At 44.3% G+C, this 18,555-nt stretch carries 15 protein-coding genes and 1 pseudogene; 7 read left to right on the plus strand and 9 right to left on the minus strand.

Going from position 1 to position 18,555, the window contains the following annotated elements:
- Positions 1 to 555 (plus strand): annotated as a pseudogene (locus AB4589_RS23135) (hypothetical protein); the annotation flags it as partial.
- Between the two features lie 134 nt (positions 556 to 689).
- On the opposite strand, the gene dgcA reads toward AB4589_RS23135, so the two are convergent.
- The 4 genes from dgcA to AB4589_RS23155 form a co-directional block, all read right to left on the minus strand.
- Complete coding sequence (gene dgcA, locus AB4589_RS23140) at positions 690 to 1,676, minus strand: N-acetyl-D-Glu racemase DgcA (protein WP_372101773.1); 987 nt, start codon at positions 1,674 to 1,676, stop codon at positions 690 to 692.
- A gap of 57 nt (positions 1,677 to 1,733) precedes the next feature.
- Entirely contained in the window at positions 1,734 to 2,741 is a 1,008-nt protein-coding gene (dgcN, locus tag AB4589_RS23145) for an N-acetyltransferase DgcN (protein ID WP_372101774.1), read from the minus strand.
- 91 nt (positions 2,742 to 2,832) lie between these two features.
- Complete coding sequence (locus AB4589_RS23150; RefSeq protein WP_371695622.1) at positions 2,833 to 3,723, minus strand: LysR family transcriptional regulator; 891 nt, start codon at positions 3,721 to 3,723, stop codon at positions 2,833 to 2,835.
- Between the two features lie 143 nt (positions 3,724 to 3,866).
- Positions 3,867 to 4,703, minus strand: a complete 837-nt coding sequence (locus tag AB4589_RS23155; protein ID WP_372101775.1) for an SGNH/GDSL hydrolase family protein — start codon at positions 4,701 to 4,703, stop codon at positions 3,867 to 3,869.
- Between the two features lie 278 nt (positions 4,704 to 4,981).
- Between AB4589_RS23155 and AB4589_RS23160 the strand changes: the two genes are divergently transcribed.
- On the plus strand, positions 4,982 to 7,042 hold the full coding sequence (locus AB4589_RS23160; protein WP_372101776.1) for an alpha-amylase family glycosyl hydrolase: 2,061 nt from the start codon (positions 4,982 to 4,984) through the stop codon (positions 7,040 to 7,042).
- A gap of 111 nt (positions 7,043 to 7,153) precedes the next feature.
- On the opposite strand, the gene AB4589_RS23165 is transcribed toward AB4589_RS23160, so the two are convergent.
- Positions 7,154 to 7,666 (minus strand): RNA methyltransferase, encoded by a 513-nt coding sequence (locus AB4589_RS23165; RefSeq protein ID WP_065678958.1) that lies wholly within the window; start codon positions 7,664 to 7,666, stop codon positions 7,154 to 7,156.
- Between the two features lie 273 nt (positions 7,667 to 7,939).
- Here AB4589_RS23165 and AB4589_RS23170 point away from each other — a divergent pair, with 273 nt between their 5' ends.
- Positions 7,940 to 9,601 (plus strand): methyl-accepting chemotaxis protein, encoded by a 1,662-nt coding sequence (locus AB4589_RS23170; protein ID WP_017097657.1) that lies wholly within the window; start codon positions 7,940 to 7,942, stop codon positions 9,599 to 9,601.
- A gap of 127 nt (positions 9,602 to 9,728) precedes the next feature.
- Here the strand turns inward: AB4589_RS23170 and AB4589_RS23175 are convergent, their stop codons facing one another.
- Both AB4589_RS23175 and AB4589_RS23180 read right to left on the minus strand, forming a co-directional pair.
- Positions 9,729 to 10,598, minus strand: coding sequence for a LysR family transcriptional regulator (locus AB4589_RS23175; RefSeq protein ID WP_371707769.1), 870 nt, complete (start codon positions 10,596 to 10,598; stop codon positions 9,729 to 9,731).
- 320 nt (positions 10,599 to 10,918) lie between these two features.
- Complete coding sequence (locus tag AB4589_RS23180; RefSeq protein ID WP_372086489.1) at positions 10,919 to 12,556, minus strand: methyl-accepting chemotaxis protein; 1,638 nt, start codon at positions 12,554 to 12,556, stop codon at positions 10,919 to 10,921.
- A gap of 257 nt (positions 12,557 to 12,813) precedes the next feature.
- On the opposite strand from AB4589_RS23180, the gene AB4589_RS23185 reads away from it, so the two are divergent.
- Positions 12,814 to 13,239 carry a DUF3010 family protein gene (locus tag AB4589_RS23185; RefSeq protein ID WP_009846243.1) on the plus strand — a complete coding sequence of 142 codons (426 nt, stop codon included), beginning with the start codon at positions 12,814 to 12,816 and terminating at the stop codon, positions 13,237 to 13,239.
- Between the two features lie 264 nt (positions 13,240 to 13,503).
- Here the strand turns inward: AB4589_RS23185 and AB4589_RS23190 are convergent, their stop codons facing one another.
- A complete protein-coding gene (locus AB4589_RS23190) occupies positions 13,504 to 14,403 on the minus strand; it encodes a DMT family transporter (protein ID WP_102582890.1) in 900 nt (299 codons plus the stop codon).
- Between the two features lie 122 nt (positions 14,404 to 14,525).
- Here AB4589_RS23190 and AB4589_RS23195 point away from each other — a divergent pair, with 122 nt between their 5' ends.
- Both AB4589_RS23195 and AB4589_RS23200 read left to right on the plus strand, forming a co-directional pair.
- Complete coding sequence (locus AB4589_RS23195; protein WP_372101777.1) at positions 14,526 to 15,956, plus strand: PLP-dependent aminotransferase family protein; 1,431 nt, start codon at positions 14,526 to 14,528, stop codon at positions 15,954 to 15,956.
- Between the two features lie 251 nt (positions 15,957 to 16,207).
- Entirely contained in the window at positions 16,208 to 17,371 is a 1,164-nt protein-coding gene (locus AB4589_RS23200) for an amino acid permease (protein WP_372101778.1), read from the plus strand.
- A 133-nt stretch (positions 17,372 to 17,504) separates the two neighbouring features.
- Here AB4589_RS23200 and AB4589_RS23205 read toward each other — a convergent pair whose 3' ends face one another.
- Positions 17,505 to 17,942, minus strand: coding sequence for a MarR family winged helix-turn-helix transcriptional regulator (locus AB4589_RS23205; RefSeq protein ID WP_009846239.1), 438 nt, complete (start codon positions 17,940 to 17,942; stop codon positions 17,505 to 17,507).
- Positions 17,943 to 18,069: 127 nt separating this feature from the next.
- Here AB4589_RS23205 and AB4589_RS23210 point away from each other — a divergent pair, with 127 nt between their 5' ends.
- A complete protein-coding gene (locus tag AB4589_RS23210) occupies positions 18,070 to 18,492 on the plus strand; it encodes an organic hydroperoxide resistance protein (RefSeq protein WP_012601111.1) in 423 nt (140 codons plus the stop codon).
- Positions 18,493 to 18,555 lie beyond the last annotated feature (63 nt).

Genomic DNA, 18,555 nt, shown 5'->3' on the forward strand with positions numbered 1-18,555 from the left:
TCATGGGGCGGATACTATAAATCGTCACAGTATGTACGTTGCATTGATAAGGTTGAGTCCCTTACATACAGCGTGAAAGTTAATCCCAAAGTCTATTTTCAAGCAAACTACCTTCTTGGCTGTTGCTACAAAGAGTTAGGCATTGCAACTGAAGCTAAATGCCTGATATCTGTTGTAGAGTATTTGGAGCGAGCAGTTCAATGCTTTGAACAGCTAACTGTAAATTACGAGCCGGAGTTTAATGTGTTGGCTAATAAAGGTATTGCTTTAAATTATCTTGGTTATATTCAAGAAGATCTTTTGGTCAAGAAAACACGTTTTGACGATGCAGTTCATGATTTTACATTAGCTTTAGAGTTGGACAGTAAACAAGCTCTTCCTTATCAAAACAGGGCTGCCGCAAATAATGAGTTACTGAGGTTTTGTCAAAATCAGTATGAGTTTGCCCAATTGATTAATAAGATTGTCTTGGATTGTGATTTAGCTTTGACTATTGAACCGAATCTTCAAATGGCCGCTAGTTTAAAAATGCACGTGCTTTCAATACGGGCTTAACAAGCATTTAAGGTTTCAAGATACTTTTTCTAATCTTGTATAAACGATTTAGAGCTATAGGTCTAAATCATTTTTGTCCAAAAGTGCGCGTGCCTTCCTATAACCGGTATCACCATACTGAACGCTAAGCCACCTTAAAGAATGATCATCCCATCTTGATAAGTCAGTGCTTGCGAAACATCTTGCCCAAGTAATACAGGACCATCAAGGTCGACGATTTCAGATTGAACCGCAATAGGCAGCGCCGCTCGCATCGCCAATGAGGTGCCTAGCATACAACCCGACATCAGAGTAAATCCTAGCCTTTGAGCTTCTTCAGCAAGAACCAATGCTTCGGTCAAACCGCCCGTTTTATCGAGCTTGATGTTGACCATCTCATACTTGCCCAACAGCGAAGACAGCTGTGAAGTGGTATGACAGCTTTCATCAGCACACAGTGGGATCGGGTGCTTGATGTGTGCCAGTGATGCATCGTGCTGCTGTGGAAGAGGTTGTTCGATCATCGCAATATCAAACTCTGTTAGTTGATTAAACAACTCTTCGAGATTCAGCCCCGTCCACGCTTCATTGGCATCCAGTACAATCTGAACATCGGGTGCCACTTCTCGTACCGCGCAAACACGCTCTATCACTTGCTCTCCATCAAGCTTCACTTTTAAGAGTTTCGCTCCATTTGCGACATAGTCTCGAGCCTGAGTCGCCATCGCTTCTGGTGTGTCAATGGAGACTGTCATTGCAGTAACGATTTGAGCAGGTAACTCAAACAAGCTATTTGGAAACGTCTGTTCGTTCTGCTGCGCTTCAAAATCCCAAAGCGCACAATCGACCGCATTTCGCGCTGCCCCTCCGGTCAATAAAGACTGAAGATGATCTCTTAGCTCTGCCGGCTCGGCAACGCCTCGCTCAAACATACCTTCAAGGGCACTAGACGCTTGTTGGATTTGCGCTAACACAGACTCCGATGACTCGCCGTATCGTGGGTAAGGCGTGCATTCGCCCTGAGCTTGTTTGCCATCATGTTCAATATAAACACGAACAACGTGACACTCAGTTCGGCTGCCACGAGAGATGCGAAAAGGTGTTTGCATCGCGATAGTAATAGGTTCTGCTGTAATCTTCATAATTTCACTCGATTGATGTTCGCTTTAACAAATGGAAACGTAGAAATGATGAAATCGTTAAAGTGAATGTCGCAAATGATCAGTAATATTTTGTACACCAAAACGAACCGGGTCCGTCACGGGTACTTGATAGATTGTGGTCCATTCTTGGCATAATGTCTCAGCGTCTTCAGTGCTAATCGCCGACGTGTTCAAACAAATGCCAACCAGTTTCACGTCTGGATTCGTCAATCGCGCGGCTTGCAAGTTCGCTTCAATAGTCTGCTCTATGCTTGGCAATTGCGCATGAGGAAGGTTACGAATATGAGGTCGCCCAACTTCATGACACAGCACTAAGGCATCCGCTTGTGCGCCATGTAAAAGACCCAAACTCACGCCTGCAAACGAAGGGTTGAACAAAGAGCCTTGCCCTTCAATGATATCCCAATCGTGGTCGGTAAAATCAGGGCTAATCGCTTCAACTGCGCCAGAAATAAAATCCGCAACCACAGCATCAATCGAAATACCGCAGCCTTCAATCAAGATACCCGTCTGCCCTGTCGCTTTGAACTGAGCGGATGTACCTGACTCTTTAAGCGACTTTTCGATAGCTAAAGCTGAAAACATTTTGCCGACTGAGCAATCTGTTCCGACAGTAAGCAGGCGCTTACCTTGACGAGGCTTACCGTTACCAACATTAAGAACACCGTCAAAATGACGTACATCATGAAGCTTAGTCAATCCTTGTTGTCGCATGTCAGCAAGCGGTGAAAATTCACTCAGTCGTTGGTGCATGCCAGATGCAATCTCAAATCCCATTTCTGCAGCTTCCATTATGGTTGGCTGCCAAGAGTCAGGAATAACACCACCTGGGTTTGCTGTGCCAATCACTAGCGTTTTCGCGCCCTGTGCTTGCGCCTCTTGTAAGGTCATATCCGTTAAACCAAGTGAAACGGTAACGTCTGTTAAACGAAGCTGACCTAGGCAAATTTCTGGTCGCCATTGATGAATACCGCGAGCTGTTTTTGCGGCAAGTGGGTCAGTAACGTCCCCAAGAAAAAGAAGGTAAGGTTGAGCGATAGACATGAGTATTCCTAATTAATAAATCCTTGTATGGGTTTACTTTAATTAAGAACTTAGAAGCTGCCGAATACCTATTTATGACGAGCCTATAACCTTAAGTTATAGGGTGAGTGTGGCTCTTCAATGAAACGATAAATTGCTTAACGGAAATCGACTGAGGGGTGTGCTCTGCGCAAAGCATCGAGACCGAAAATTGGATATCCGGCTGCAGTGAAAGCACACAGACCGCATCGTCATTTTGATACTGTTCTGCCGTCCACGGATCCACAATCGCAAACCCCGCTTGGTGCTTCACCAGTTCCGCCGCCGCGCTATATCCACGCACAGATATCGGATGGTGATAATGCTCATCTCGCGCAATAAGGCTTTGATGTAACAGGAGGCCTAATGGATCGCGGCTATCAAGCCCGATGATTGGTAAGGGATAATTGATCAGGTCATCAAGGGTTAATTCCGTCGGTAACTGTTCAACAGTGTGGGATGGAACCAGAACCTTGAGGGATTCAGTTAAGAGCGTTTCACTTAATATGGCAGGCGGTGTTTCGTCTCCAAATGCGATAGCAATATCAAGCTCATGCTTTAACAGCCCAGCACACAGTTCATCACGGTTTGCAGTCAGCAACTCAAAAGAGAGCTCTTGTTCGCGAGACATTTGGGCTATTACCGGTGTCAGCAATTTGGTCGCCAGTATCGGCGGCGCACCAATACGTAAATGCTGATGTCCTTGCTTAACCTTATTCGTCAAAGAACGAAATTGACCTAACTGCTGATACACCTTTTCCGCTTCAGGCAGCAAGGTTCTCGCTTCAACCGTAGGCACCAACCGACCTTTCACTCGCTCAAACAATCCAAAACCAAGTTGTTGCTCTGTGTGTGCCAGAATACGAGTCACATTAGGTTGTGACACATGCAGATTACGCGCAGCCCCAGATACGGTTCCGGTTTGCATAATGGCGTAAAAGACTTCCAACTGTCTTAGGTTCACATTGATGTCCTTATGGTTCGCGAAACAAATCTAGGGGTTGGCTTTTCTTGTATTAGCTAAGCTGTTTATCGGTCTAGCTGTTTAATTATCTGTCTATTTATTTATCTACTTGGCTATTTGGCTATTTGGCTATTTGCGTGAGTTTACTTTAGTAACTCAGCTATCGTAGGTTGAAGCACCTCAGCCCAAGCTTGGTAAGCCTTCGCATTCAAGTGTAAGTCATCACACGAGTACTCATTCGACAAAAGCTTATTCGGTGACAATACTGAATTCACATCTAAGAACGCAATGCCTTGCTGAGTGCAGTACTCGCTTATTTTGCTATTGAGCAGTTCCACTGAAGGATTCAATCCTTGCAGTTTAGAGCCAACATAAAGCGTTGATTGCACCAATATACGAATATCGTTTTCTTGCCACACTTCAAGCATATCAATGTAGTTCCGGTAGATATGTTCGACATCATAACCCTGAGCCAAATCGTTTATCCCAGCCATAAAGCACACCAGATTTGGCTTCACATTCAACGTGGTATCAATACGGCGCAACATGCCAGTTGTGGTGTCACCCGCTAAGCCACGGTTGACCATCGAAACATCGCGAAAGATATCTGCCCAAGGTGCCCATTCGGTGATCGAATCACCAAACATCACTAGGTCTGCATTCGGGGAAAAATGGCGGTGATTGTCCGATGTCATGATGTAACGACTCATACTGTGGCCTCGTTGCTGAATCTCAGACTGAACAGCAACCGCTTTGAGAATATCACTGTCCGGTGTAGTGCTATCAAATTGAGCCAGCAACCCTTCGATGTGAGGCTTAAAAGGGCTAAGACGAGTGCTCAGTTGGTGGTGTTCTTTAAGGGAAGATAACCTCTCTAGTAATGCATACAGAGAGCGGTTTTGACCAACTTCTTGGAATAACTGATAGAGATCGAGGACAGGGTGTTGCTGCAGCGCGGCAAGTAATTGCTTGTCTTCCATGGTGTTATCTAACCCTTCAATTATCTAATGATGGACCCAAGATAATATCCGATTGCTTACGGGATAGATAACATTAGAAACAGAGAATGACTTAATCTCTACAAGGCTGGTTACATATCGCATAAAAATATCTTCCTGTACAAATCTCGTTCCGACTCAAAAATCAGCACTTCATCATAATATGTATAAGAAATTAGCCACATATTGTGACCTCAGTCTCTCAGCCTACCGTCTACTCCTATTGCCACTATTTAACGGAGGATTTATAGAATATCAGGATGGTGAATAATAGGTTAAATCATAATAATAAGGACCTTTACGTGAAACTTTCTCTATCCAATACCGCGTTGGCCGTTACCGCCATCCTACTTGCAGGTTGCCAATCTGCACCTGAATCAGTTCAAGAACCAACAGCATACCAATGCCAAACGAATACCAATGCCGACGTGAATGACTTGAGGATCTATCAAGTGATGGTCGAAAGCTTTGTCAGTGGCGATGACTCAATTGGTCATGGGACAGGCTACGGAACTAGTCACCATAACGGAGACATCCAAGGTATTATCGACTCACTTGATTACATTGAATCTCTTGGCATGAACGGCATTTGGCTAACCCCAATCTTTAATTCAGAGCCTATCGAAAACCAAGACCATTGGGCTGATAGACTGGATGCTACCGGTTATTTTGCCACCGATTATTTCAATATCGATCCGAGATTCGGCACGATGGAAGAAGCTAAAACCTTAGTTGAAGAAGCTCATGCTCGAGGGCTTTATGTCTTCTTTGATGGCGTATTTGGCCACCACAAAAAAAACGTAGTGCCGTCACCAACAGGTAAGCTGCCCCAAGGAGAGGATAATCCAGTCTCATATCCTGAGAGCCTAGCCTTCTATCAAGAAGTAGCCGAGTATTGGATCAAAGAGCTCAAAATTGATGGTTTGCGCTTAGATCAAGCTTATCAAGTGCCAAAAGAAGCTTGGAGTCAAATCAGAGAAACGGTAGACACCGCTTCTTCTCAAGTCGAATACGTAAACAGCGAAGGTAAAACCGTGAACCCTCTGGGTTATATGGTCGCGGAAATTTGGGCAGGTGAGAACCGCATTATTGAAACAGGCTACGGTTCAAATGAAGCACCGGCCTTATGTTCTGCGTTTGATTTCCCTATGCGCTACCGCCTGACGGAAACCTTTGCTGTAAACGAAGCTGGCGTGGGGAACAAAGGTGGAGAGTGGCTTGCAGAAGGCATGTCTTTACATTCGTTATACCCAGACCACGCAAAGCCAAATTTAATGATCGGTAACCATGACCTTGTGCGCTTTGGTGACTTATTACAGCGCGGTGATATCGCTTCTCCACAAGACAAAGAGTATTGGCAGCGCTATAAAGCGGCATTTTCATTCCAAGCAGCTTATACCGGCCCAATAACCACCTACTATGGGGACGAGATTGGCGATCAGCTAGAAGGTTTTGCAGACAAAGTATGGACTGATGACTGTGCTATTAATGGTCTGTGTGATGATCACGTAGCCCGTACTAGCGGTAAAGTAGAAGGTGTCACAGCTCAACTCAATGCGCACGAAAAAGACTTAAAGCAATACGTGACAAACTTGATGAAACTGAGAGAAACGCACCCCGCTCTATCACAAGGTAAACGTACAAACCTGATGGCCAATGATGTCGCCTATGTCGATCACAAAGCCTATGAAGGCGATACTGTTGTCTACGCAGTGAACGTTACCAACAAAGAACAAACCATAAAACTAGCCAAAGAAAAAGTCGGCTCCATAGCTGATCTGAAGGATATTGAATCCAAGCAATCGATCTCAGCTATTGATGGCCACTACTCTATCGTTCTAAGCCCATTTGAAGCTCGTTTCTTGTCGATAACACAGCCAATTGAAAAAGGGCCAATTGCGGCGATACTAGCGACAGGAAATGAAGTTGGACAAGGCTTCATGGCTCAATGTGACAATCCAACAATAAAAGCTGAAGGCCCTATTTCGAGCCCGCTTTATGTGGTTGGCAATTTTGCTGATTCAGGTTGGAAACACGTGGGTCAACGAGAGTTTGAATATAAAGGTGACAACACTTACCAAGTCGTCACCACTGAAAAACCGGGCAGTTATCGCATGCAATATGCATCCAAGGCTTGGTCACCTCAGTTCACAGCGGATGGGCTTAACCTAAAGTTAGGACAGCTTAACTCGTTAATTAAAGGTGGTTACGGTCAAGATACCGCTATCACTATTCGTAATGCTGGGCAGTATGTATGGAGCTTACAATTCGATGATGCGGGGCAACCATTAAAAATTATGGCTTCCAAATGTGCTGAATAGCCAAACCTAAGATCCGAGATCAACCAAGTAAAAACCCCTTATTCCTACGAATAAGGGGTTTTCTTTAATCTGCATTGGATATTAAGAGACCAGACACGATTAGAACGATATCTACCCCTGCTTCACTTGCAGGTGATTACGGTTATCGCGGCTTTTCTTGATCAGCTCGTTGCTCTCGTCCATTTCATCTGACTTAGCAAGGCGATCATAAAGTAGCACATTCACTGTTGCTGCTAGATTCATGCAACCTACCGTTGGTACATAAACAACATGGTCAGCTCGGTCAGCGACATCTTGAGAAATAGAACCATCTTCAGGACCAAAGATATAGATAGCGTTCTCTGGGTGTTTAAAACGTGGCAGTGGTGTGGCACCTTCAGCCAACTCCACACATACGATCTTAGTTTCTGAATTAAGGCTATCTAAAAACGACTCGACACCAGTAAGCGGGATAGTGCGCGTTGCACTCTTAGTATCGGTGTGAAATTTTGCAGCCTTATCGTAGCGTTGCCCTGTGTATTTAACTTCGTCGACTTGGTAGCAACCCGCCGCACGCATAACCGCGCCAACGTTTGTCGGGCTCTTTGGGTTAGTTAAACCAATAGTCACATGGCTTTTGTTCATGAATATTTCTCACTTAACGAATAGACATAGCAGGGTGCTACAAAGCGTCGCATTCTACCAAAGCAGCGCCAAATTCAAAAGCATCGAAACGAACGGCTCTTTTTACAGATAAGTACTTAGTTGCACCACCTATCACTTCAAAACCTAACCGCCATCATATTTATCAAACAAAAAGGTTTTAGGATAACAATTCAACAACAAGTCCGTTTACATTTCGAAACCACATTAATAATGTGTTGAAAATTGCCTGAGACAATCACATAGGAAGTGCTAATGACCCTCACCATCAAAAACCGCCTTTATATTCTCTCTTTTATCCCTTTGCTACTAATGGCAATTGGGATGATGAGCGTGACGTATATGAAGAGCACTGAGCTAACCGCACAACAAGTAGAATCGACGCGTAGCAATATGATGGCGATGAAAGAAAAGGAACTCAAAGCGTACCTGCAAATGGCTCAGTCTTCGATATCTCCTTTCTTAGAAAAAGGTGCCACGCTTGAAGAAGCATTACCCACATTAAAAACTCTAGAATATGGTGAATCTGGTTATATTTTTGGCTACAGCTCTAAGGGTGTAAGAATCGTCATCGGACAAGGTACCGATGGCATTGGTAAAAATTACTACGACCTTCAAGACAAACAAGGCAATTACCTAATCCAAGACCTGATTAAGAACTCAAAAATTGGGGAATTCACCACTTACTACTTTCCTAAGCCAGGTCAGTCCATTGCGTTACCAAAACTCAGCTACTCAATCTTTATTCCACAATGGGATTTAATGCTCGGCACGGGTTTTTATACCGATGATATTGACGCAGTCATCAGTGACATGAAAGAGAGCTCGAATGCTGCGCTACAAAGCTCACTGACTGCCATTGCAATTTTCTGTGGCTTGATTGCCTTAGTGGTAGCGGTTTTCGCTGTTGCAGTGAACCGTACAATCATGCAACCACTCGAGCAATTTGACCGTTCAATCAGTGCCTTTGCAAGTGGTGAGGCCGACCTAACGGCTCGAATGGAAACCTTCAAAGCGCCTGAGTTCGCCAAACTCAGTGAGAACTTTAATGCCTTTGTTGCTAGCCTACAGACCATCATTCGTAGCGTGAGCGATGTGGGTCAGCAAGTTGTATCAGAAACGAGCAGCATGTCTTCTCGCGCAGCTCAGGTCGACGAAATAGCGACAGGTCAACGTGAAGAGACAGAACAAGTAGCAACGGCGATGACCGAGATGACGACAACAGCGCAAGAGATCTCAAGCAACGCAAGCCAAGCGGCTGACTCAGCTAAACTTGCAGAGAACAATGCAAAAGAAGCTCAGCAAATTGTCAACGCTGCTGCAGGTTCCGTAGCAGACCTTGCAAGTGAAGTATCAGAAGCAAACACTGTGGTGTCTCGCCTTGAAGGAGATGTACAGAACATTTCATCTTCACTGACTGTCATTCAAGATATAGCGGAACAGACCAACCTATTAGCACTAAATGCCGCGATTGAAGCCGCGCGAGCTGGTGATCAAGGCCGAGGTTTTGCGGTAGTTGCGGATGAAGTTCGTAAGCTTGCAAGCCGCACACAAGAGAGCACGGGCGACATTCACAAAATGATCCAACAGCTAAAATCCGCTTCAGATGCCGCGGTGAAAGCAATGGATTCGAGCCAAAGCAGAAGTGCTCAAACGGTAGAAGAAGCAAATGCAGCAGCTGCAGCACTTGCTAAAATTCAAGATTCGATTGATACCATTATGGACATGAACTCACTGATTGCGACGGCGACTGAACAACAGAATATTGTTGGCCAAGAGATATCTCAACGCATTGTTGTGATTTCAGACCAAAGTTCTCAATCGGCATCGCTAGCAAACCAAAACCGTACAGGTAGCCAAAACCTAAACAGCCGAGCAAACGAGTTGTACCACTTGGTTGATCGCTTCACGGTTTAATGCTTAATGCTTAATGCTTAATGCTTAATGCTTAGCAAGTAAAAGCTATAAAACATCAATAAAAATGGGCTTCAGAATCTTTGTTCTGAAGCCCATTTTCTTGTCCATTGTGTCTTGCCAGACAGAACTAGTTTAATTGCTCAGACAAGAAGTCGACTAACAAGCGAACCTTTGAAGACAAATTACGGTTCTGTGGGTAAAGCGCCCAAATCCCCTCTTTATCGTCTCGGTAATCAGATAACACCTCAACCAATTCACCAGACTCAAGATCTTCACTCACGTAATATTCTGGTAGCTGCACTAAGCCAATACTCTGTTTCGCTGCGTCTTGTAAGGCTAAGCCACTGTTACATTTAATGCGTCCATTGACCCGAACTGAGCGAGGTCGCCCATTTTCTTTAAAACGCCAATGCTCAAAGCCCCCGACTAAACATTGATGATTACTCAACTCAGAGAGCGTATGCGGTTCACCGTAACGTTCAATATATTCAGGGCTGGCGCACACGTAGAGTTGGCGTTGAGACAGCTTCTTTGCCACAAGACTCGAATCTTCTAAGCGACCAAGACGAATAGCGACATCGACACCCGAATCAATAAGGTCGAGCTTTTGATTGGTCAACATCAGCTCAAGTTCGACTTGTGGGTGGAGCTTTAAGAACTGATGAAGTATCGGGGCGAGTTGACGCTCACCATAAGTCACAGGTGCCGTTACTTTCAGTAAACCTTTTGGCGTGGATTGCATCTGCGTGACGGCTAACTCAGCAATTTCTAAACCCTCGACCAACAACTTACATTGCTGATAATAGAGTTGCCCAGCCTCTGTTAGAGAAACCTTACGAGTCGTTCGATTGAGTAGTTTTACTGCGAGGCGTTCCTCGAGATTTGCCACTCTACGACTGATTTGAGCCACTGACGTAGCGAGTTTCTGTGCGGCACCAGTAAAGCTTTCGCGCTCTGCCACTGCAACAAACTCACTTACCCCTTCCCAATTGGCCATGCCTCTACCCTATTTTGAACTATGGTTACCCATACAGTGTATTGAAGATATAGATCAGTGTCACCTAGCTTAATATGCGCCATGCACATACAAAGGCCTTCATTGAAGCTAATATCGCATTCCCCACAAGGCTCCTATCGACCTAATCTACAAAGTTCGAACCGACCTTGTATTACAAATACTGTTATCAAAAAATACTCGCACCAAAAAAGAAAGCCCGCACTCATTGAGTACGGGCCTTATTATTGTCTATTACAGATGCGTGAGGGTTAAAACTAGAAACGATTAGCCACTCACTTTTGCCTGTTCAGTCTCAAAGATTACACTTCAAACTGAGAAACTAGGCTATCAAGTGCTTCACACTGTTCTGCTAGTGAGATGCATGCGTTCTCTGCATTGTTTGCCATCTCAACCATTTTCATGGTGCTTTCCGCGATACGTTGAACATTCTGGTTCACTTCTTCAGACACCTGAGACTGCTGAGAAGCCGCTGTTGCGATTTGCGTATTCATCTCATTCATCTTGCCGATTGAGTTACGAATCTCGCTCAATGATGAAGCTGCAGTGCCCGCTTGAACAATGGTTTTCTCGCCACTTGCCTTGCTTTCTGTCATCACGCCAACGGCATGTTTGGCGCCAACTTCTAAGCGTTCAATCATTGATTGGATTTCACCCGTACTGTCTTGAGTTTTGCTCGCAAGCGCACGGACTTCATCAGCAACTACCGCAAAACCACGACCTTGTTCACCAGCACGCGCTGCTTCAATCGCCGCATTCAATGCCAATAGATTGGTTTGCTCTGCAATGCCTTTGATCACGCCAAGAATAGAAGCAATGTTCTTCACATCAGTATCCAATTCCTGAACCACACCACCTGCATTCTCGATATCTTGTGCAAGGCGTTCAATTGAAGTTACGGTTAGACCCAAAGTGCTGTCTGCTGATTCCACTTCATTGTTCGCAACGTTACTTGCGGTTGCCGCATCTAACGCGTTACCACTTACCGTTTCACTGGTCGCTTGCATTTCATGAACGGCAGCCGCGACTACTTCACTTTCTTTCTGTTGATTCGAAGAAAATTCAGCCACATTCTGCGTTATTGATTTGATGTTTTCCATCTCTGCACGTACGGCATTTGATGTCAGAATCACTTGTTCAACAGTGGTATGTATCTTACTAACAAACTTGTTAAACGCTGAACTTAAGCGAGCAATCTCGTCAGAACCTTCAACTTTCATTCGCTGAGCCAAGTTACCGTCACCCGATGCGATTTCATTCATCGCTTTCTCTACGCTCTGAATCGGCTGAACGATAAAACGGTTCGATAACCACATCGAAAACAAAGCCGCAAGTACCGCCACGGCCATACCTACTTCGATGATCAGCTTACTTTCTTCAATCGAGTCATTAGCTTGCTGGCGAAGCTCTTTTTGTTTTACTGCAATCAGCTCTCTAATATAGCCGAGTTGATCGTGAATGATCGAAAACTCAGCGTCCAATGCTGGCGAGTAATCTATGTTGTATTGAAGAGCATTGGCAGGATCTGCAAACATTGGTTCATGCAATGCTACCCACTTTTTCATCGCCTTTACCAGTTTCGCTAGCTCGTCTTGAGAAGATGAGTCTAAGACACCTGCGGTATATAGAGTTTGGACACTCTCAAAGCGTGGAACGGCTTTGTAAGCGTTGTCTTCAAACTCAAATTTTTGATATTCGATCGCATCCTTATCTTTAGCAAGTAACAAACCTTGCGCTGATGCAATGACTTGATAGATATCTCGGTACCCATCTTCTAGGTTGTCGAGAACCGGTTGAACCACATTATTGAGCTCATGGTTAATCGCTGCTTGCGCGTTAGATTTAATCACGTTAAGCACAGTAACAGTTGAGAAAACAATCACGATAACCATTAGCGGAATCGCAATTTTACTCTTAATAGAAAGGTTTTTGATATTCATAGAGGGTTTATAACCACACATTAAATAGGGACGCGCGCATAATATACAGTATCGATAAAAAAGCCAGCTATAGTTTTGTGAATCTCATCGCATATAAAACTAGACGATGAAAACGAGTGCTTCGCATTTAACCAGACGTCAACCTGAAAAGTTAAAGTGGACAATATTGAATTTATTTACCTTAGACATGTTCTATTACTGGAGAAGTCATCGAAATAACACCATAATATAGGGCTCTAAAATAAGTAGGTAAGAACATGAAAATTTGTGGTGTTGAAATCAAAGGTAACGATGCAGTCATCTGTCTTCTATCTCTATCAGACGGTGTATTTAACATTCCTGATTGCCGAGTTTCTAAAGTTGCGATTAGTGACGCAAACGACACACAGAATATGAAAGATTTTCAATTTTCTTTTGCAAAGTTAATGGAAGATTACCAAGTAGAAAAAGTGGTAATTCGCCAACGCCAAACTAAAGGCAAATTTGCTGGCGGTGGCTTCGGCTTCAAACTAGAAGCGGCAATTCAGTTGATCGACGGCCTAGACGTAACCGTTGTATCTCCGAATGAAATCAAAGAAAGCCTTAAGCGTAACCCTCTTATGATGAAGTTCAAAGAAACAGGCCTTAAGCAGTACCAAGAAGCACCGTTTACCACGGCTTACGCTTGTTTAATGCAGCGCTAATCACTAGTCGCTAGCCAATATTGATACCGAAAGAGCCTGAATATTCAGGCTCTTTCTGTTTCTAGCAATCTACTTCAAGTCGAGTTATACCAATCACAGTAAGTAAGTGTTCAAAAATAGCGTAGGAAAAAAGCTTGAGAACAAGGCAGCATTTTTCGATAAGTAGTTATTCTACAATCAAAAGTTCTAACGAAGTTATCGAGATTTTTAACAAGCTAGGGTGACCAGTTAGTTACTACGATTGGTATAATTTTGGTAGACACATTACCTCTCAAATGCTGTTCGTCTACGGAACTTAATCAACTCAGGCTTTTTCACCACCAGATAAACAGCGGTCGCTGACAACGCGAAGCCTATTGCGCCATAAATGTCGAATGACTCTCCAAAAATGAGCCACGCTTGAATAGCTGTTGTGGGTGGAACTAAGTAAAACACCGATGCCACACTTGAAGAAGCGCCATGCTCTACCATATAAAGCAGCAATAGAATCGCAATGCACGATAAAACAATCACTAGCCAAGCCAGAGTCAACGTGAACTCAATAGTCCAGTTCACCTGCATAGTTTCGTAGCGCATTGCAAAAGGTAAGAACAATGCTGCTGCTGCCAAGTACTGCACCATCGCGCCACCGACCATATCTGTACCCTGACAAAAGCGCTTCTGATACAAAGTACCGACTGTAATACCCACCAAAGAAACCAAACATAATAACGTTGCCAAGCCTTTTTGGTCGTCTGACTGCCACTCAATATTGCCCATTAGCACCAAGCTAATACCTGCGAAACCAAGGGCTAAGCCTAGCCATTGTGCGAAGTTAAAACGCTGCGAGGTACAGCTGATCATTATCAATGCCGTCAGAATCGGTTGTAAGCCAACAAGCAGAGAACTCAACCCGGCGGGCATACCCATATCAATCGCGAGATAAGTGCCACCAAGGTAGAAGCCATGAATCAAGATTCCCACCACACAAGCGTGGAAAAATGCTCGACCACGAGGAATACGACGCTTAAGGATTGCAATCAAAACCAAGAATAGCGCCACGTTGGCTACCATCCTAAGTGAAAGTAACGTTGCGGGTTCAGCGTATTCAACACCAAGACGGGCGCCAACAAAGCCTGACGACCACAATAGTACAAACACAAACGGAATCATTTTAATCAGCATTACAAACCTCTGGTCAACTCTTCATCAATGCTGTTACCTTAGTTGGGTACAGATAACTAATAAAGATACAGATATAACACTTTAAATGGTTACAGATTAAGTGTGAGTAACAAGGGGGAAACGTGGAAGCAGAACTCAGCGGCAATAAATATATCTTTATAGAACAACATATTAAAGCTCAGATCGATAAAGGGCTCTTTCACCCAGACGACCGCTTGCCTTCCATTCGTCAACTCAGTGAACAACTCGGTGTGAGTAAAAACACCGTGATTCGCGCTTATCAAGAACTGGAAGCGACGGGCTGGGTTTATTCTGTGCCCAAATCAGGCTATCGTGTGAAAGCACCGAACACCACCATCTGGGATGCACCGAGCCAGCCTCAAAAAGTCGATCTGCTTTCAGTGACTAAATCGGTTCTCTCTCGCCCAAAAGGCCGTCTAAAATTGTTGGCAGGTTCAGCACACCCTAATATCAACAACCCGGCTATTCGTAGCTTGTATGCCGAAATCGGTCGCCATAGCCGTTTGCAAACTCAGCTTCCCGGTTATTACCAATTACCTCCCGGCGATGAGCAATTAGTGAAGCAGTTGTTAAAGATCACCCATGATCTAGGCGTACCTGCGGGATCGAATGAGATTGCGATTACACATGGTGCTCAACAGGCGATCAGTCTGGCTTTACGTGCATTAACCAAACCGGGAGACATCGTGGCGGTCGAGTCACCCTGTTACTTCGGCAATCTGCTTTTACTTGAATCGCTTGGTTTGCAAGCACTAGAAATTCCAAGCAGTGTGAGCCACGGCATTGATATTCCATCACTACAAAGTTCGTTGAACAAATGGGAAGTAAAAACCTTACTGCTAACACCAAACTTTACCAATCCAACCGGTTCACGGATGCCATTGGCGAACCGAAAAGCATTACTGGAAATCACCGGATCTTTACCGATTATCGAAGACGATGTGTTCGGTAGCTTGGCATTCGACACACCCATTGCCAGCCTCAAAGAGCTTGATGACCAAGATCGAGTCATTTACGTCAACTCTTTGTCCAAGACCTTAGATTCTCGCTTGCGTATTGGCTGGTTACTCTCAGGTCGTTACCAAGCTCAAGTTGAAAAATACCTGTTATGCGACAACATGGGCAGCTCCAATTTAATGCAATCCGCGGTGGGTCAATTTCTCACTACCGGTAAATATCGCAGCCACTTATCCAAAATGAAGCGGCTCTACCAAACCAATCAAAAGCAATTTCAAAGCCTGTTAATACAAGCACTAGATAGCTATCCTCACCTTGTCGGGCAATACCACCTATCAAAACCGGAAGGCTCTTTTTTAAACTGGATAACACTGCCTGAATCGGTCGATAGCTACGCGGTCTATCAAGATTGTTTGAAGCATAAACTCGGGATCTTACCCGGAACAGTATTTGGTACCAATGACCAATATAAACACTGTCTGCGCTTCACGGTAGCGAACATCGAAGAGAGTAAAGAGTGGAAAGAAGGGGTTGTGACACTAGCGAAAATAATCGCCAAACATACTTCTTTCTAATCGAATATTTCTGACTGCTAGATCATTCAACAATGAATAAACGTTAACTAAAACAACCAATACAATCACCAAGAAAATGCATCAAACGATCACAGATAATACTCCGAAATACCTTTGTAAGTTTTTTTAAAAAATTCAAAAATAATTAGGATTTAACCCCTAACTTTACTGAGTATTTTGTTAGTCTTGGAAACAATTATTTACAATCCAAACAAAAATTAATTGGATCGCTAGAGGTTGTTTTTTTGAATATGAAATTATTCGGCAGTTCCCTAATCCTTTCAGGAACTGCATTAGGGGCAGGCATGCTTGCTATTCCCATGGTGTTGGCCCAGTTTGGCTTCATGATCAGCTCAGTGCTGATGCTACTCATCTTTATCGGCACCACCTACTCTGCACTCCTACTGGCAGAAGCGTGTACCAAAACGAAAGACAACAGTGGCATGAGCAGTGTTGCTTACCTAACTCTGGGCAGCAAAGGTAAACACTTTATCAATGCACTCTTTTACTTGCTGCTGGTATGCATGCTGATCGCCTATATCTTGGGTGTTGGCGACATCATTCATAAGCTATTGCTCGACGTCGGCGTAGACATCTCTGCATCTGCTGCTTATACAGTTTTCAGCCTATTGATGGGTGTAATTGTAGTCGCGGGTAAGTCTTATATCGATAAATTAAACCGTGGTCTATTCATCATGATGGTGGTAATGCTGTTTATTGTAATTGCCTCTCTGTTTAGCAATATCCGTCTAGATTACCTAACTCAAACTAGCCAATACACGGCCAATGACGTGGTGCAGTACAGCGCGGTTATCTTTACCAGTTTTGCCTCTATGGTGGTGATCCCGTCACTGGTTATCTACAACCGCGAAGCGACTCAAAAGCAGATCCGCAATATGATTCTGTTAGGTTCAGTGATTCCGCTAGTGTGCTACCTCACTTGGTTGTTCGCGATTATCGGTAACCTTGGCACAGACGCGATCAGCCAGTTCCACAACATTTCAGAACTGATCTCTGCGTTTAGCGGACAATCTGCTTGGTTAAAAGTCGTAATTGCGCTGTTCTCAGCGCTGGCACTGGTGACCTCTTTCCTTGGTGTATCCATGGCGTTGTATGACCAAAACAAAGACGCAGTCACCAACAACAAAGCATTAGCTTATGCTCTGACCTTTGTATTGCCTTTGGTATTAGCAGAGCTGTTCGCAAGCCAGTTCGTGAGCATGCTGGACTATGCAGGCATGGTGTTGGTGTTCCTAGCTATCTGGGGACCACTCGCAATGGTGGTTAAGGTTCGTAGGCCTGACTTCCCTCACCTACAAACCGAAGGCAGCTATACAGCAGCCGGTGGCGATACGGCACTGATGGCAACATTCGGTTTTGGTGCGTTGATTTTTATCTCTTGGTTTATGGGATAAATCCCAATTGAATACACTATCTGCTGCCATTTAAACGACAGCAGATACAAAAAGCCCGTTAGTCCGATTATTAACAGCCGGACCAACGGGCTTTCTTATTTTCTGATTACCATAGCCAAAAACTAAAAAGTGCTTACTTGGTCAAATTGCCAAGCAATTGCTCACACTGCGCTTTTAGCGATTTAAGCTCATCTTCATTCATCTGAGAGAGACACAGCATTTCTACTGGCACGGTCTGCGCTTGCTCTTTGAGCTCTACTCCTGCAGGCGTCAGTGTAATAACTCGAACTCGTTCATCTTCAGCACTGCGAGTTCTAAGCACGTAACCTTTCGTTTCCAAGCGCTTGAGTAAAGGCGTCAACGTACCTGAATCCAAATGCGTTTTTGCGCCTAGGGCTTTGACATTCATCTCTTTTTCTTCCCACAGCACCATCATCACAATGTACTGCAAGTAAGTAAGGTCAAGCGCTTTCAGTAAAGGTTGATACGCCCTACTCATTGCATTCGATGCACTATACAGCGCAAAACACACCTGATTATCCAGCTTTAGATAGTCATCTTGGTCGCTCATGATCACCTCACCAATAAATTAAATTGTGCACAATATACTTGCACGCTCGAATTTTATCAATTAAGCTAGCTTTAAAATTAAGTTGTACGCAATCTAGTTTTACACAACCCAAACAAGGACTAAGACAATGACAACACTCTACACAACTTCTGCGACTGCTACTGCGGGTCGTAACGGCCAAGTTTCTACTGATGACAATCTGCTTTCAGTAGCGTTGAGCTACCCTAAAGAGATGGGCGGAACAGGTGAAGCGACCAACCCTGAGCAACTGTTTGCTGCGGGCTACTCTGCGTGTTTCTCAAATGCTCTACTTCATGTAGCTAAAGAGATGAAAATCAAAATCGCATCGGCGCCAACGACTGCAACAGTCGGTATTGGACCAAATGAAAACGGTGGCTTTGCTTTAACTGTTGCTCTATCGATTGAACTGGATCTAGAGCAAGAACAAGCTGTGACGCTTGTGAAAACGGCGCACCAAGTTTGCCCTTACTCAAACGCGGTTCGTGGCAACATTGATGTGAAATTGTCGGTTAACGGACAAGCGCTTTAGCCGCTTCATCCCCCCTCCCGCTAAAAAAATGTCCCGCACTAGGCGGTAATGCCGTTCACTTAA

This window comes from Vibrio sp. 10N.222.49.A3, assembly GCF_041475145.1.
GTDB classification, from domain to species: Bacteria; Pseudomonadota; Gammaproteobacteria; order Enterobacterales; family Vibrionaceae; genus Vibrio; species Vibrio tasmaniensis_A.

Excerpts from the sequence above, each read along its gene's own strand:
- dgcA (WP_372101773.1), bottom strand. The coding sequence starts at position 1,676 with ATGAAGATTACAGCAGAACCTATTACTATCGCGATGCAAACACCTTTT.
- dgcN (WP_372101774.1), bottom strand. The coding sequence starts at position 2,741 with ATGTCTATCGCTCAACCTTACCTTCTTTTTCTTGGGGACGTTACTGAC.
- AB4589_RS23155 (WP_372101775.1), bottom strand. The coding sequence starts at position 4,703 with ATGGAAGACAAGCAATTACTTGCCGCGCTGCAGCAACACCCTGTCCTC.
- AB4589_RS23160 (WP_372101776.1), top strand. The coding sequence starts at position 4,982 with ATGGTGAATAATAGGTTAAATCATAATAATAAGGACCTTTACGTGAAA.
- AB4589_RS23165 (WP_065678958.1), bottom strand. The coding sequence starts at position 7,666 with ATGAACAAAAGCCATGTGACTATTGGTTTAACTAACCCAAAGAGCCCG.
- AB4589_RS23170 (WP_017097657.1), top strand. The coding sequence starts at position 7,940 with ATGACCCTCACCATCAAAAACCGCCTTTATATTCTCTCTTTTATCCCT.
- AB4589_RS23175 (WP_371707769.1), bottom strand. The coding sequence starts at position 10,598 with ATGGCCAATTGGGAAGGGGTAAGTGAGTTTGTTGCAGTGGCAGAGCGC.
- AB4589_RS23180 (WP_372086489.1), bottom strand. The coding sequence starts at position 12,556 with ATGAATATCAAAAACCTTTCTATTAAGAGTAAAATTGCGATTCCGCTA.
- AB4589_RS23185 (WP_009846243.1), top strand. The coding sequence starts at position 12,814 with ATGAAAATTTGTGGTGTTGAAATCAAAGGTAACGATGCAGTCATCTGT.
- AB4589_RS23190 (WP_102582890.1), bottom strand. The coding sequence starts at position 14,403 with ATGCTGATTAAAATGATTCCGTTTGTGTTTGTACTATTGTGGTCGTCA.
- AB4589_RS23200 (WP_372101778.1), top strand. The coding sequence starts at position 16,208 with ATGAAATTATTCGGCAGTTCCCTAATCCTTTCAGGAACTGCATTAGGG.
- AB4589_RS23205 (WP_009846239.1), bottom strand. The coding sequence starts at position 17,942 with ATGAGCGACCAAGATGACTATCTAAAGCTGGATAATCAGGTGTGTTTT.
- AB4589_RS23210 (WP_012601111.1), top strand. The coding sequence starts at position 18,070 with ATGACAACACTCTACACAACTTCTGCGACTGCTACTGCGGGTCGTAAC.